The organism is Pseudomonas sp. PvP028 (assembly GCF_017832255.1).
In the GTDB taxonomy this organism is placed as follows: domain Bacteria; phylum Pseudomonadota; class Gammaproteobacteria; order Pseudomonadales; family Pseudomonadaceae; genus Aquipseudomonas; species Aquipseudomonas syringae.
On the sequence record NZ_JAFIBL010000001.1, the window covers coordinates 1,548,054 to 1,562,067 of the forward strand.

A 14,014-nucleotide genomic window follows, 5' to 3' on the forward strand; every position below is an offset into this window, starting at 1 on the left:
CTCAGCTGGCTACGTCTGCAGGTCAGAGGCGCATGCCTTTGAACGGGTTCCAGCCTTGCTCGCCTTTCACTTCCTTGAGGTAGTAGGAGTAGTTGGCCGTCAGGGCGTACATCAGAGAAAACACGACGTTCAAGCCGGTGCCCAATGCTGCCGGAACCTCCATTCCAAGGATCCCGAAAAGCAGCGCTATAACGATGTTGACCGCGATAATGACGCCGATCAGCGCCAGATTTTTCTTCCACAGACCCAGCACGAAGAAGTAAATCGGACCGAAGAAAAACGCGATGATGTTGGCGCAGACAAGCAACTTCTTCTTGAAGTCAGGCAGCGCGTTCACTGCCGGCTTGAAGCGTGGATCGTTCGGCGCACCATACGTCTCGAAAAAATTGAAACGCTCTTGCCACTTGGCGCTGTGCTGGCCAGTGCTTTGGGTCTGATCTGTCGTGCTCATGGTTCTACTCCTTGTGCTCCGTGGGGTGACGTTTTCTTCCGGGAAATCCTGTGTCTCTGACGTTGCTGCTTTTGTAATCAGCGAGCGATTGTATGAAGTTTCCAGGTGGCGTACTACGCAATTCCGCCCCCAGCTCTCCATGCCCGCCTCGACAAGGTATAGCCAAACGCTTACACGCGGTGGAGGGATTTGGCCATTTCCGATCTGGTCCTTCCTCCGTAGCATTGGATCCATCAAGTGGTGAACAGGAGTTCACCAGGATCAAGGATGATCGACCATCGCCTCGGAGGCAGCCGACAGGGAGTCGGGATGGTCTTGGAAAAACCCGCTTCGGCGGGTTTTTTGTTGGGGGCGATAAAGTCCTCGTTGAGCCCGGGCTATTTGCGTAGCGCCTTTCTCTTGCGCAGGTTTTCACGATGCACCTCGAGATCCTTGCGCCGCCGCATCTCCTGACGGATCTCCTTGCGTTCGGATCGAATAATCCTCCATTGCATGCGCAACTCCCGGCCGCGCTCGCTGCTGAGCGATAAAAGGCCCAGCAACGGGAAAAGCAGCCCCAGCACGTAAAGCATCAACTCAAAACGCCGCCAGTGCGCAGGGGCAGTGGGCAACACGGCAAAAAAGCAGCTCACCAGAATGGCCGCCAATATCCACATTCCGCAGGCATGCCCACGACTCATCATGATGCCGCCGAAACTCAAGACCAGTGATACGCCCATCATGAGCATCATTGACTGGCCCGTTCTCTCCGGCTCATTTGGAAAGTACGCATCGACCATCGCGCCTGCGGTAATGGCGAGAGAAAATATGCCCATGAAGATCGGAGTCAGAAAGGACAGCAGATAACGCGAGCGGAAAGCGGCAACGTGACTGCGGTAAGTCACCATGGGCTCCGGCGAGGCCCGCTTGCTGCGAGATTGTTTACCCATTTTTCTTCCTTGGTTGGGTTCGGTGGTCAGTTGTCTTTGCTGATGGACTTACTACTCTGGCTTCAATAGGGACATATCGAAATGCCAGAGTGTCGGATTCGACGAAACCGATTGTGCTGGATGGCTATATGAATGCCGGAATACTTGAAAGTACGCAGACAAACAACATCAGTGCGGTCATGCCAGAAGTCACAAAGCTTCTGGCTCTGAGTTAGTCAGGTGATGTTCGTCACCTGCGTGTCCCGCCCCATACTGCGCAAGAACTTTCGCTGCTGCCTGAGCAACTCACGGTAGTCGATGCAGCGATAGTGCAGACCGTGGCGGGGTGCCAGGTCGGCGATGATGTTTGCCAGCGCCGGGTAGTGTCGATGACTCCAGCCAGGGAACAGGTGATGAGTCAGATGAAAGTTCAGCCCGCCCACGGCATGGTGCAGCCAGCGTGGAGAGGTTTGCCAGTCGCAGGTTGTCGCGAAGTTATGTCGATACCAGCCGTGTGGCATCAACGGGCTGTCTGATGGCTGATAGAACTCCGCTTCTGCCCAGTGCGTACCGAGCAGCAGAAATACCACCCAGAGAGAGGCGAGCATCTGGCTCACAAAGTACGCGATCAGCACCGTCGTCCAGCTGCCCTCGAATATCACCAGCGGCACTATCAGTACCAGCAGCAGATGGCATGCCTTGCTGGCCAGAAATACCGCCCAGCCTTTGTTTCCCGGAAGAATGCTTTTGGCTTTGAGCGGCGTCTTCCCAAGGCGGTCCGACCAGTCGAATATCCATGAGATGTAGGGCAGCGACAACGCCGCGACCATGGGCCAGTAAAGATGTTGATAACGCATGTGCTTCCGCCAGCCCTGGAAGGGCGTCTGTCGCAGGACGCCATTTTCCTCGGTGTCCAGATCGTAATGTTCAACGTTGGCATAGGCATGATGAAACTGCACATGCCTGACTCGCCAGTAATCCGGATCAATCCCGAGCGGCAAGGTCATCAACCTGCCCACCAGCCGGTTTGCCCAGGTCGCCCGGAAAAAAGCATTGTGGGTGGCGTCGTGAAACACCATTACGTTGAGTAGCATGCCTGTCAGGACAAACAGGAAATAGCAGCCCACGAATGCCCACGCATTGTGTTGCATAAGGCTCGAGGCATAAAAACCGCCGCACAGCACGATGAGGAGCAATGCCGTCACCTTTTGCCGAATGCTTGCGTAGCGATGGTCGTCTGCCAGGTAGGCGTGGGCCGCCTGCTTGAGAGCGTGATGAAATGCCTGTTCGCCATCGGCAGGAAATGACAGGGGGGCAAGTGACTCAGCCATGATGTTTTTCCACCGGATTTGCGGCTGAAAGGTTGTAGCCGCGAGAAGACACGGCCACCCATGCGCCGTGCAGGGCGAGGGCGACCATCGGCAATTGCCAGTAAACCTGCGACCAGCCGTAATAACCCAGAAACAGCGACGCCAGCCCCAGGCTGACTATCAGCCAGACAGGAACACTCCAGGTCCTCGCTTCGGTCATTCCTCCCAGCGCCACCGAGCCCGCCACGAGAAAAACGAACAGGACGACCTGCGGCCAGGTGATGTCGCTGTAGCCATAGCCGTATTGATAGATATAGCCCACCACCAGCGCGAAGAGCAGCAACGCGCCACTGAAAATGCTCAAACCAGAAACGCGCGAGCGGGTCGGTTCGTTCGATTTTATCGACAGTCGCAGGTAATGCAGAAAAGGTACGTTGCTGGCCCAGAACGGGTTCGCGGAAGAGCGAGGCCCTCCGATTCCAAACGTATAAGGCACATCGGGCAGCCTGGAAAATGTGCCGAACAGCTTGTCCCAGAAAATGAAAGTACCGCCGAAGTTCTTGTCTGAGTAGGCCCGGTTTTTGACGTGATGCACGCGATGATGGGCCGGAGTAACGAAAATCTTCTCCAGCACGCCCAGCCTGGGTGTCAGCGCATTATGGTTAAAGAACTGCATCGAGTAATGCAGGATCGACACTGCGACAAACACATGCAGGGGCACCCCCAGCACGGCCAGCGGAATGAAGAACGGAATCGAGGTGAGTGACGAATACCAAGAGTTACGCACGCCCAGGGACAGGTTGAAGTGCTCGCCCTGATGATGCACCACATGCACGGCCCAGAGCACGCCAACGTGGTGATGCAGGCGGTGCAACCAGTAGAAACAGAAATCCCAGGCCAGCAATGCGAACGCCCAGACCCATAGTGGCGGCCATGTATCCAGCAGGCCAAGGCTCAAGTACGTGGCGACAAGTCCGTAACAGATGACTTCCAGTCCACGGAACAGCCATAGCATGAGGTGGCCGGAATTCAGATTGAACACCACGTCATGCCAGTCAACCGGCTTGCGCTGCATCCACTGCAGAATGATGGCCTCGCCTGTTACGGCCAGCAGCATGATGATGATCGGAATGGCCAGATCGCTCATTGCATATTCCCTTTAAGTGCGACTGGCCTGCTTCGGCCGAGCGCATCGACCAGCATACCCGCCACCAGTGCGAGCACGGCGCCACTGACCACGTCGATGAACAGATGACGGCGCAATTGCAGGATCGAATAGGCAATGGCGGCCACCCATAAGACAAACACTGCAGTGCGCACGCTACGCCTTGCTGCACTGATCCCCCAGACTGCCAGCACCATCAGGGCCATGTGCAGGGATGGCAGGCAATTCTGGGTCGAGTCCACATAAGTCAGTGCTGCCAGCAGTGTAGAGCTTAACGTTGTGCCCGCATCGACCGGGTACACCATCGTTGTCGGCCACAGTAGATAGACCGTTCCGGCACCCAGTGCGGTAAGACGCATGGCGCGAGACAGCCAGCGCACCCGATCAAGCGGGGTCATCAGATAGCCCAGTGGAACAACCACGAAGAACGACAGGTACAGCCAGATTGCGTGGGGCGTGAATGCGATCATTCGGTCGAGCGGCGAGGGTGTCATGACCTGGCCGGTGCTCTGCAAATGGTCGGTCAGCGTATAGATCAGACCGACCGAACCCCAGCCAAGCAGCATGTGCCACAACCGAAACATCATGGGGTTGTTCATGCTTCTGCCTGCCGGACAATACGGCGTCGTTTTCGATCGAAGTTCGGCATCACGTTCTGCACCGTCAGTTGCCATTCAAGTTTGTCAGTGGCAATACCCTGTTGTGTGAACAGGGCGACAAGTTGTCTGCGGCTGTGCTCCAGTTCGGTTTGCGTACAGTCTGCAATCAGCTGCAGCCGGGTTTTCGAAAGCTGAATCAAGCGGTAGTCACTGGTCAGTGGCAGTGCATTGGCAATTGCCCGACTGCACAGGTCGGCAAAGATAATCTGCATCTCACCGTGCTGGTCGGGCAGCGAAAGCTGATCGTCGCGGCGACCTTCTATTCGGGAAATTGCCATCGAATGCTGACCACACGGGCAGGGCTCGGATTGCCTGACCAGTACATCATCCAGCCGGTAGCGTACGATAGGCTGGGTGCTGCGAGTGAAGTCGGTGATCAACGGCGTGAAGCGCTGCTCATCAAGCCATTGGGGCTCGATATGCACGAACTCTTCGTTCAAATGCAGTGTGCCATGAGAGCACGTGGCCGCCAGAAAACCTTCGGTTGCCTGATAGACCTCGCCGACCTCGCGGAACACTGTGTTAAGCAACTGGCGATCCTGCGCATCCAGGACTTCGGCGACGGAGATCACTTTCTTTACTTCGAGTTGGATCTGCCCGCCCAGAACGGCCAGGGCCAGGGCGCGCAGTACCTGTGCTGGTGCAACGATAATGGTCGGCGCCTGTGCTTGTAAGCGAGGCAACTGCTCAGTGAACGGCGCGAAGAGGTCATAGAAGGCCAGGCTCAGCCAGCGATTGTCGACGCTGTGGTACAGGTTATTGTCCGCACGTAAAAACAGCGCGACTCGCTCACCCGCGAAAATACCGTCTGGCAGCATCTTGGCAAGCATCCCGCCCGCCCAGATCTGCTGTTCCTGCGGGCTCACGACGAAAACACCGCGCTGCCCTGACGTGCCCGAGGACAGCCCGACGCTGAAGCGGCCTATGCGTGGCGTGAAGTCGCGTTCGGCTTCGCCGCGCCTTGCGCAGGCCAGCAACTGATCACGTTGCAGACCTGCCGTGTTCATCTGGTCGAACTGCGTCATCATCAGCGCTTTGTCCATCAGCGGCCATTCGTTGAATGGCAGAGCGCTGTAAGCCCGAAAATAGGGACTTTTGGCCAGCACCCTATGGGCAAAGCGTTTCAGTTGCCTGTTCTGAAAATGCTCCAGTGCCTGGCGATTGGAAAAGCGCAGGCGACGCGCTCGCCAATAGTGCCAGAGCGTCATCACCGGGATCATAAATCGCCCTCGTGGCACAAACGAATATCCACATGGCCTGCTGCCCACAACAGGTTCAGACGGTTCAGCGTCTGGTAGTAGGCCTTGCTGTCGTCCATCAGCACGTTGGCAAGCACAGAAGGCCCGCGCAATTCTTGATAGCTCAGCGGCGACCATGCGGAATCACTGGCCAGCAATGTCCAGCCATCGTCGGTGAGAATAAATGCACCCAGGTGTCCGGCGGCATGACCTGGTAGCGGCACCAGAACAATCTGCCCGTCACTGCCCGGCAGTTCGTAGCCATGTGTAAACGGTGCCAGTTGCTCGGTCAGGCTGACCTGCTCAAAGCCCTCGACGAACTGCAACGCTGCCTCGAAACCTTCCGGAATCAGTCCCGGTACGAAGGCGCGCTTGAGCGCGGCGATGCCACGTAATGAGCGGGTTTTCTGCCAGCCTTCGCCCGAGCAGATAAAGTCGAGATGACTGAAGTCCCGAAGGCCGGCGATGTGATCGGCATGAAAGTGGGAAATGATCAGCGCCTGAATATCGTTGGCCGCGTAACCCGCATTACGCAGCTGATCCAGCAGCGTTTCACCCGCATCCAGGTATACCGGGGTAACCTGGCTGTAGATGCGGAACACCCCCGACCGGGTATGCTCCTGAAAATGGTTGGCGTAGCCGGTATCCCACAACCATCGGCGATCGCCGACCTCCAGCAGATACGCTCTGGACGGAAATTTGCAGACCCGCAGGCCGGCACCCTGCAACGCCATACAACCGATATGCGTGCAGTAACCCACTTCAAAGGTGGTAATGCTAGCCATGGGGCTTCACCGCGTGAGACTTAAGCCACTCTCCCGTGATCTGAACGCCTTCTTCCATCGAGTATCGCGGCCGGTAGCCCAGTTCTTCAATGGCTCGCGTCTGGCTCAGGGTCATATCGAAGTTCACCGCCGCCACACTGTATCGAGTCAGCACGGGCTCGTTGCGCGTTATACAGGCCAGCAGCTCGAGTGCCGTCGCCAGCGAGTGCAGCAATCGGTAAGGCACGCGCTGCACACGATATCGAATGCCGAGTTGTTCGTGCAGTAACAACTGTAAGGTATCCACCAGTCGCATGGGCTGATGATTGGTGACGTTGTAGGCGGCACCTGAAGACAAAGAATTGTTATGGCTGGCCAGATCCATGGCGTGCACAACGTTCAGTACAAACGTCAGGTCCAGTACCGCCTGACCACCACCGGGCAAACGCAGCACGCCGCGGTCGCGTTCTATCTGGCCCAGAATCCGGGGCAGAATCACCCGGTCATACGGGCCGAACAAGCCACGGGGCCGCAGGATAATAAACGTGGTCTGTGGATAAAGCGGTACCAGCGCCTGTATGGATTGTTCTGCCTGGTACTTGCTGCTGGCGTAGTGATTGGCGAATCGTCGAGCACGGTATTGCTCGTCAATACACTCATGGTCTTGAAAGTCGAAATAGATCGCAGGCGTGGATATGTGCACGAAGCGCGAAACGCCGCAGCGGCCCGCTGCCTCGGCCAGCTTTTCTGTGACGACTACATTGGCCTCATGAAACTCGGCCTCGCTACCCCAGGGAGAAGACTTTGCCGCGCAGTGCCAGACCACGTCATTGCCGAGCATCAATTGCTCACATTGCTGTGCTGTAGCCCGGGTCAGATCCAGGGCGGTGAACGCCGCTCCTTGTTCTCGCAGCAGATTCCCCACTGCCGAGTCACGTCCGGTGGCATGTACCCTATGGCCTGCGTTCAACAGCCACTCTGCCGCATTGCGTCCGAGGCCACTGGTGGCGCCGGTCAGCAGAACCTTCATGGCAGCAGCACCATGCCCGCCAATGTCAGACCGGCAGCAGTACCGATCAGCATCACGGGTTTGCCGGGTGTAAAGCGGCCGGTGGTAAACGCAGTATGCAGCGCCGTCGGAATCGATGCCGAGACCTGGTTACCGTGATAGCGATAAATATCCACCAGTACCTCAGGCCGTACTCCAAGCCTTTTTCGCATGTGCTCAAGCGAAAGATGGCTGGCCTGATGGGGGACCACGGTGGCGATCTCGGCAAGCGTCAATCCGCTCCTTTCCAACAGGCGTGCGAGGTAGCCCTCGATCAACGCGGCAGCCTGACGAAACAGCTGCTTGCCCTTCATATGGAACAGAAAGTCGCTGTCAGTCATGCCGGCACGTGGATTGCGGCGTGTACCGCCTGCTTGAATCTCGCACAGGTCGCTGCCCTGTGGATAAGTCTCGGACAGGCTGCTCAGAATGCCGCTGCTGCCGTCACCGCGTTCGACAATGGCGCAGGCTGCTCCGTCGCCGAGGATCAGCGAGCTTTCTTCGTCATTCCAGTCGATACCGCGCGAAACGAGATCTGCCGACACGACAGCAATGCGCTTGTAGATCCCGGCATTGAGCAAGCCGGCAGCGACCTGTAGCGCCGTAATGAAGCCGACGCAACTGCTGTTGATATCAAAGCCGGGCGTACCCGATGGCAGGTGGGCCGCTTTGAGAATCAATGCTGCCGTGCAGGGTAAGGCCTGCATGGGTACTGCCGAGGCCGAGATCAACAGATCGATCGAACTCGCCGGGATCTGCTCTCTTCTCAAGGCATCCTGAAGTGCTTGTGCTGCAAGTTCGGCCTGGCTGGCATCGAGTGTTGCGTGAAAACGGCAATGCACGCCCGAGCGCTTTTCTACATAACCCGCAGGCTTGTTCAATAACGTGTCCAGCGCAGACGAGTCCACTCGATTTGCGGGCACCGCTACGCCAGTCGCAATAATTTTCAGTGGCAGCAAGGCTGCGGGGGAGGAGGGCGCTGTCATTGGAGTCCTGGCTTCGCATCCATGTGGCAATTACCTGAATGACTGATTCAAATATAACGCTGGCTGACCATGGCATGGGTCGATGAACCGCGAACCCTCATGCTCGGCAAGGGTAGGGTGTCATCGGTTATCTTTTCGGGTTAAAGACGCATGCCTTTGAACGGGTTCCAGCCTTGCTCGCCTTTTACTTCTTTGAGGTAGTACGAATAATTGACGGTCAAGGCATACATCAGCGAGAAGGCCACATTCAAACCTCCCCCCAGCGCGTAAGGAACCTCGGTTCCCAAAAGCGTACATACCAGAAGGATCAAGGCGTTGGTCGCGAGCATTATGCCAATCAACGCAATGCCTTTTTTCCACAGGCCCAGCACGAAGAAATAAATGGGGCCAAAGAAATACGCGATGACGTTGAAATTGATCCGCATTTTCTTCCTGAAGCCAGGAAGTGATTTGAGGCCGGCCTTGAACCGCGGGTCGTTCGGCGCACCATACGTCTCGAAGAAATTGAAGCGCTCCTGCCACTTGGCGCTGTACGTGCCAGTGCTGCGCGTCTGATCTGCTGTGCTCATGGTGCTGCTCCTGATGTTCCATTGGGGTGACGTCTTTCTTCCGGGAAACCCTGTGTTCTGGCGTTTTTATGATCAGGTTGCTGAGTGTATGGAGTTTTCGGGTGGTGTACTACGCAACCACGTAACCTGGGCGCTAAATCGCCACAATTCTTCATCTGCTCAGTCTGATAGGCAGCCATTGACTGGAGTCGCTCGTTTTTCTGGTCAGGTTGCTGCCAGATTATCGGTTGTCGCGGCTGACCCGTCCCCATGACCGGACGTGCATCAATCATTTTTACGAAGCGCATCAGGTTCAATGCTCTGCTTCCAGGGTACTGATCGTTGGTTCTTGATAGTTTTCATCTATCAAAATACCCGATTTTTTTAATAATGACTCTGCCGCTGCTCGCTCTTTTGCCATTTTTCTTAGTTCGGCGGGCACTAGAGTTTTCCAGTGTTCACGATCGTCGCTGTCTATAAAGCTTTTATAGAACTCAGTTTCCGACCTGAAGCTGAGGGTAAATAAATAAGAACCACGTTCCTGCTTGGAGTCAGGTGTATTTTCACGCTGAACACTAAAGGTAAGGTATACACCATCCTTATAAAAATACCAGTCGCTGAGCATCGGTGAAGACAGCCACTCTTCCTTGGAGAGGATTAAGGCTGGATCCTTCCAGGGCCCTGTAACAGCAGGCTTTTCAAGCACAGTGTCAAAGTCTTTAAATTTTCTAGCCTCGGATCCCGGTATTCTTGCTTCGTTGGGGTAAATGTAGCGCCTCCAGCCTGTTGCTTTCAGATTTCCGAGTTGCTGGTAAAAATAGTCGATGGCCTTGGTGTGTTCCGAGTTTGAGGGTACTCCACCTAATATAATTTTGGCATTAGTAATGTTACTGTCTTCAACCGTGCTGAATACAGCGCTGACAACATCGTCAAATATCAGAGGCTGCTGGCTTGACTCGATGACAGCCGTCGCCTTGCTTGAGCTTTGTAGAGGAATGTCAAAATCGTAAAAGCAAATTTTGTCATTACAGTCCCTGTCAAAATTCACAGTTGACGCTGAAAGCAAGGTTTCAACAGGCTCATCCAGTTTAAATTTTATCAGTAGCGGTTTCTGTTTCATATCAGGGTTTCCACAGGCTGTAAGAAACAAAAGTAGCGTCAAAAAAAATTTTTTATGCATGGTCGTGCCAGGACGATATTTCTATAATGGTGTTTTCCATATATTTTTTATTTATGTCCATAAGTGTGTGAAATTTGTCTGCGATTTTAGTGATAAACTTCATTCTTTCGGTAGGGTCGTACAGTTGACCTTCGGTCATTGTTACATTGAGCTTAGGATTATCTGACTCACAAGCAGTGCTAAAGGCAGCAAGCCGACGAGGCACGCCGAAATGACCCTCCAGTTTAGATTGACCGTATAAAAGAGTTTTGAATCCGAAGCTCTCATAGATTAAAGGTTGTAATATTTTCCTTTGCTCATGGTTTGCGATGGCTATTAAAGAGGCTAGCTGCTGTTGTCTTTGGGCGTCCCTGCCACGGATGGTTTCAATTTTAGCTATCAAGGAAAATCCCAGTCTCAGATAATCAGTGACTTTGAGATTGTCTATTTTCAGTAGCGCGTCTTCTGCCCAAGGCAGCTTTTTAAATGACGCTTTGAATTCTTCGTTGTACTTGTTGAAGTCGCGCTTTTCAATACATTCAGTGAATTGCTCTGGAAGATTTATATAAAACCAGTGCCAAACGAAGATGTCTTGGAATAGCCAGAAATTTCCTTTGCCTAAGTAATTTTTTGTTGCTTCAAACGCAGCCAATGATGGAAATGCATAGCGCCAGTTTGAAGTGCTGGAATAGTCTAGCGCACACATTACCTGCTTGCTCGCAAACGCCGCTAAACCGGTCCAGTAAAATCGCCCCTTCAATGCGGGCTTCCCGTTGAGCTCTTGTTCTAGATAAATTCTGGCGTAGTTGCCTGCAATGCGCGCGGCACGTGCACTAAAGTCGCTTATTAACTTATATTGTGCTGGTTTCAGGCAGGGTACGCGAGACTGTACACTCAATCGGCGAACGGCAACTTGCTGGCCGATCGACCATAGCGCTTTGCATCCAGGATTCAGGTCATTGATCGAGCAAGCATGAGGGTTAAAGTTAAAGTCATCTTTCATGATTTTTTACTCGGAGAGTATTCGTCCGACCCCGCGGGCACGATCAACTCGTCAGGTACCAGCGTAACCTTGCCATTACCAGGCTTGTCGCTAAAAATCCTTGGAATATTACCGTCTTGGTCGGTAAAAAATATTTTCTTGCCTTCGTCAGGAATATCAACCTCGACCGCGACATCCTCAAGCGGTACACCGTGGGTGGTCATGAGGCGATTTTGCTCGTCATACAGCCCTGCGGGTACTGCGATGGGAAGCTCCTTATTTGCATAGTCCATGCTTGCGGGACCGCTGAGGGTCTTTTTGGCACCTTTGATGTCTATTGTGCCTGGCGCATGCACCTCGATATTGCCGCGTATGATCCTGATATAAGCGCCGCCACTGGTGAGCAAAATTTCCTTCTGTGCAGACATTTCCACTAACTGTGCAAGAGAGGTGATTTTCATGCCCTGCTGCGCGGTCAGCTCCATCGCATCACTTTGCGCCTGCAACTCGATCTTGCCCTTTGCAGCAAACAGTTTGGCCCCGGCGTTTTGGGCAAACAGGCTGATGCTTTGCGCGACGCTGGCCAGCAGGGATTTGCCGCTGGCGATGCTGACGTCTTCGCCGGTGCTTAACGTCAGGTGCTTGCCACTGTGCAGGTGGGTGCTTTTCGGCGTGGCGGTGGCGATGTCGGCAGGGGAGGAGGCGATCAGCAGAGGTTGCTGGTAACCCGGCGTTTTACCGCGTCCGCCGCTGCGGATTGCCCAGGCGGTATCACCGCCGTTACGTTGCTGTTCACCGGGGCCTTGGCTCGGAGCACCGTCGTCGCTGCCGTAAGTGACTTCGGCATCGCTGTTGAGCTGGGTCAGGCTGTCCAGGCCTTCCTGCATGGGCAGGGCGTTGTGCTGTTGGGCGGTATCGGACAGGGTCTTGACGCGTTGCTCGCTGTTTTTCAGTTGTTGCTGCGCTTCGCTGGCATCGATCTGTGCGCCCTGTGCGCCGCTGCGTTTCCAGGTGCTGAGGTACAAACCCTGCTGGGCGCGCAAAGCACCGTAGGCGTCGGTGCGTAACTCGAAACCCGTGCCGCGCAGGCCACCGCGATTGTTACCGCGCTGGTCGATCAAATAACCTAAGTTGAGCTGGGTATGCCCGTGGCTGCTGTGGATCTGGGTGCGAACCTGGCCAGTGGAATCGTCCATCACCCACTGGTTGAAACCACCGCCGCCGACTTCCTTGCTCTTGTAGCCGGCCATCAAACCGCTGGAGTGCCAGGCAGGTTTGTGACCGCCGTAGACCTGGCCCATGACCAGCGGCCGGTCGATGTCGTTATCCAGGAAGGTGATGACCACCTCTTCACCGGCACGCGGCACGTGCACACTGCCCCAGTCCGGGCCGCTGCTCGGTTGCATCATGCGCAGCCAGCAGGAACCCAGTTCTCCGTCCTGAGACAGGCGATCCCAGTGAAAGCGTACGCAAATCCGGTTCAAGGTGTCGGTAAACACTTCATGGCCGCTGGGTGTGACGACCACGGCGGTCTGCGGGCCGGGATTATTCGGCTTGAAATGCTCGGCCGGGCTGCGGAACGGCACACTGTGCAACTGGCCTTCGAAGCGATTGAGGAAGAAGCCGTGGCGACCCACGCCCAGCGTATCGGCCACACCGGCGAGCGCTGACGGCTCAGGGCGCACCGATCTGAACAACGCCGCCAGACTGCCCGGCACTTCGCGACGTTCCTTGGCCAGCGGCAGGTTGCTTTCGGCGAACATCTCGACTTCGATCAGCAGAAACTGGCGCTCTTCAGCCGCCTTGCGCTCGTACAGCGGATGCTGGGTCAGTTCAAACCAGCGTCCGGCTTCCATTTGCCGCACACCACTTTGACCCTGCACGCGACGCGCTTGGGATTCGCGCTGTTCAATCTGCACGCGGCTCAGCCATTCGCCACGGTCCTGTTTCTGCCAGCCGTATTGGCCCTGATACTCGTAACGCTCCAGCGCCTGCGGGGCCGAAGCGGCCTGCAAGGCCGGCATCACGGTTTCGCGTGGCTGGCCGTGGGCCAGGTAATCGACACTGCGCCAATGCAGCTTGCCACTGAGCAACTGCGAACCGCTGCTCCACTGGGTAATGCCATCCTGCTTTTCGGTGGCGTTCTGGGTGTGAAAGCGAATGCTCTGCGGTGCCAGCGTGGGCAGGGTGTCGACGGTGTCAGTGAAGACAATGCAGTGCTTGTCAGCGGTATGTTCGACGTACCAGAAAAGACCTTCCTGCTCGCACCAGCGCTGCACGAAGTTGGCATCACTTTCATTGAACTGGGTAACGTAGGAAAGCGGTGCGTATTCACGACGCAGGTCCAGGCGGTAGTTGCCCTTGGCCTGTTCGTACAGTGAGAAAACGGCTTCCAGAATTGCCGGCAGATTCTTGTCCTGCCAGATGCGGCAATCGAGGCGGTATTCGAGCAGGCTGAACCAAGGCGCGAAGACCAGTTGCCAGTCATGCAGGCCGCCGTCATTGCCCAAGTAGCGCACGCTCTCGACCAGGCCATGACGCTGCGCGGGAGAACCGTCATCGCAGAGGATTGCCAGGCTGACCGGCTGACCGATGAGTTTTTCAGGATCGTATTCGGTGTCCTGCACCACCACGTCGAGGGTGTAGCGGGGCACGCGGCCGATGCGCTCGACCCCATGCATGCGCAGGGCCTGGAGCTGATGCTCGCCCAGCGGCGTGGTGAGTTGCAGCAAGCGTCCGCTCTGGCTGAGGGCGGTACCGAATGTCAGATCCATGGTGTGGCTCCCTTATCTGGAG

The 14,014-nt window shown here is 55.6% G+C and carries 13 protein-coding genes; all 13 read right to left on the reverse strand.

Annotated elements, in window-relative coordinates; all coding sequences use genetic code 11:
- Positions 1-22 precede the first annotated feature (22 nt).
- The gene (locus tag JOE34_RS06945) at positions 23-451 is read right to left on the reverse strand and encodes a DUF2628 domain-containing protein (protein WP_003424322.1); all 429 of its coding nucleotides are present in this window, start codon (positions 449-451) and stop codon (positions 23-25) included.
- Positions 452-828: 377 nt separating this feature from the next.
- Positions 829-1,380, reverse strand: a complete 552-nt coding sequence (locus JOE34_RS06950; RefSeq protein ID WP_209995356.1) for a hypothetical protein — start codon at positions 1,378-1,380, stop codon at positions 829-831.
- Positions 1,381-1,595: 215 nt separating this feature from the next.
- A complete protein-coding gene (locus JOE34_RS06955) occupies positions 1,596-2,690 on the reverse strand; it encodes an acyl-CoA desaturase (protein WP_004404866.1) in 1,095 nt (364 codons plus the stop codon).
- Positions 2,683-3,816: a sterol desaturase family protein gene (locus JOE34_RS06960; protein WP_046267007.1), complete on the reverse strand. Its 1,134-nt coding sequence runs from the start codon at positions 3,814-3,816 to the stop codon at positions 2,683-2,685. Before JOE34_RS06960 ends, JOE34_RS06955 begins: the two co-directional genes overlap by 8 nt.
- Entirely contained in the window at positions 3,813-4,433 is a 621-nt protein-coding gene (locus JOE34_RS06965; RefSeq protein WP_046267008.1) for a phosphatase PAP2 family protein, read from the reverse strand. Before JOE34_RS06965 ends, JOE34_RS06960 begins: the two co-directional genes overlap by 4 nt.
- A complete protein-coding gene (locus tag JOE34_RS06970) occupies positions 4,430-5,713 on the reverse strand; it encodes a F390 synthetase-related protein (protein ID WP_046267009.1) in 1,284 nt (427 codons plus the stop codon). Before JOE34_RS06970 ends, JOE34_RS06965 begins: the two co-directional genes overlap by 4 nt.
- Complete coding sequence (locus JOE34_RS06975) at positions 5,710-6,516, reverse strand: MBL fold metallo-hydrolase (protein WP_024649819.1); 807 nt, start codon at positions 6,514-6,516, stop codon at positions 5,710-5,712. Before JOE34_RS06975 ends, JOE34_RS06970 begins: the two co-directional genes overlap by 4 nt.
- Positions 6,509-7,525 carry an NAD(P)-dependent oxidoreductase gene (locus JOE34_RS06980; RefSeq protein ID WP_046267010.1) on the reverse strand — a complete coding sequence of 339 codons (1,017 nt, stop codon included), beginning with the start codon at positions 7,523-7,525 and terminating at the stop codon, positions 6,509-6,511. Before JOE34_RS06980 ends, JOE34_RS06975 begins: the two co-directional genes overlap by 8 nt.
- Positions 7,522-8,529 (reverse strand): 3-oxoacyl-[acyl-carrier-protein] synthase III C-terminal domain-containing protein, encoded by a 1,008-nt coding sequence (locus tag JOE34_RS06985; protein WP_209995358.1) that lies wholly within the window; start codon positions 8,527-8,529, stop codon positions 7,522-7,524. Before JOE34_RS06985 ends, JOE34_RS06980 begins: the two co-directional genes overlap by 4 nt.
- Before the next feature lie 140 nt (positions 8,530-8,669).
- Positions 8,670-9,098 (reverse strand): DUF2628 domain-containing protein, encoded by a 429-nt coding sequence (locus tag JOE34_RS06990; protein ID WP_004404851.1) that lies wholly within the window; start codon positions 9,096-9,098, stop codon positions 8,670-8,672.
- Positions 9,099-9,390: 292 nt separating this feature from the next.
- Positions 9,391-10,197: a hypothetical protein gene (locus tag JOE34_RS06995; protein ID WP_010409403.1), complete on the reverse strand. Its 807-nt coding sequence runs from the start codon at positions 10,195-10,197 to the stop codon at positions 9,391-9,393.
- 52 nt (positions 10,198-10,249) lie between these two features.
- Positions 10,250-11,239: a hypothetical protein gene (locus tag JOE34_RS07000; protein WP_010409401.1), complete on the reverse strand. Its 990-nt coding sequence runs from the start codon at positions 11,237-11,239 to the stop codon at positions 10,250-10,252.
- Positions 11,236-13,992, reverse strand: a complete 2,757-nt coding sequence (locus JOE34_RS07005; RefSeq protein WP_209995363.1) for a type VI secretion system Vgr family protein — start codon at positions 13,990-13,992, stop codon at positions 11,236-11,238. The genes JOE34_RS07000 and JOE34_RS07005 overlap by 4 nt, the downstream gene beginning before the upstream one ends.
- Positions 13,993-14,014: the final 22 nt, after the last annotated feature.

Bases quoted from the DNA above. Each gene is read 5' to 3' on its own strand.
- JOE34_RS06950 (WP_209995356.1), bottom strand. From the start codon at position 1,380: ATGGGTAAACAATCTCGCAGCAAGCGGGCCTCGCCGGAGCCCATGGTG.
- JOE34_RS06980 (WP_046267010.1), bottom strand. From the start codon at position 7,525: ATGAAGGTTCTGCTGACCGGCGCCACCAGTGGCCTCGGACGCAATGCG.
- JOE34_RS06975 (WP_024649819.1), bottom strand. From the start codon at position 6,516: ATGGCTAGCATTACCACCTTTGAAGTGGGTTACTGCACGCATATCGGT.
- JOE34_RS06960 (WP_046267007.1), bottom strand. From the start codon at position 3,816: ATGAGCGATCTGGCCATTCCGATCATCATCATGCTGCTGGCCGTAACA.
- JOE34_RS06985 (WP_209995358.1), bottom strand. From the start codon at position 8,529: ATGACAGCGCCCTCCTCCCCCGCAGCCTTGCTGCCACTGAAAATTATT.
- JOE34_RS06945 (WP_003424322.1), bottom strand. From the start codon at position 451: ATGAGCACGACAGATCAGACCCAAAGCACTGGCCAGCACAGCGCCAAG.
- JOE34_RS06995 (WP_010409403.1), bottom strand. From the start codon at position 10,197: ATGAAACAGAAACCGCTACTGATAAAATTTAAACTGGATGAGCCTGTT.
- JOE34_RS07000 (WP_010409401.1), bottom strand. From the start codon at position 11,239: ATGAAAGATGACTTTAACTTTAACCCTCATGCTTGCTCGATCAATGAC.
- JOE34_RS06965 (WP_046267008.1), bottom strand. From the start codon at position 4,433: ATGAACAACCCCATGATGTTTCGGTTGTGGCACATGCTGCTTGGCTGG.
- JOE34_RS06990 (WP_004404851.1), bottom strand. From the start codon at position 9,098: ATGAGCACAGCAGATCAGACGCGCAGCACTGGCACGTACAGCGCCAAG.
- JOE34_RS07005 (WP_209995363.1), bottom strand. From the start codon at position 13,992: ATGGATCTGACATTCGGTACCGCCCTCAGCCAGAGCGGACGCTTGCTG.
- JOE34_RS06970 (WP_046267009.1), bottom strand. From the start codon at position 5,713: ATGATCCCGGTGATGACGCTCTGGCACTATTGGCGAGCGCGTCGCCTG.
- JOE34_RS06955 (WP_004404866.1), bottom strand. From the start codon at position 2,690: ATGGCTGAGTCACTTGCCCCCCTGTCATTTCCTGCCGATGGCGAACAG.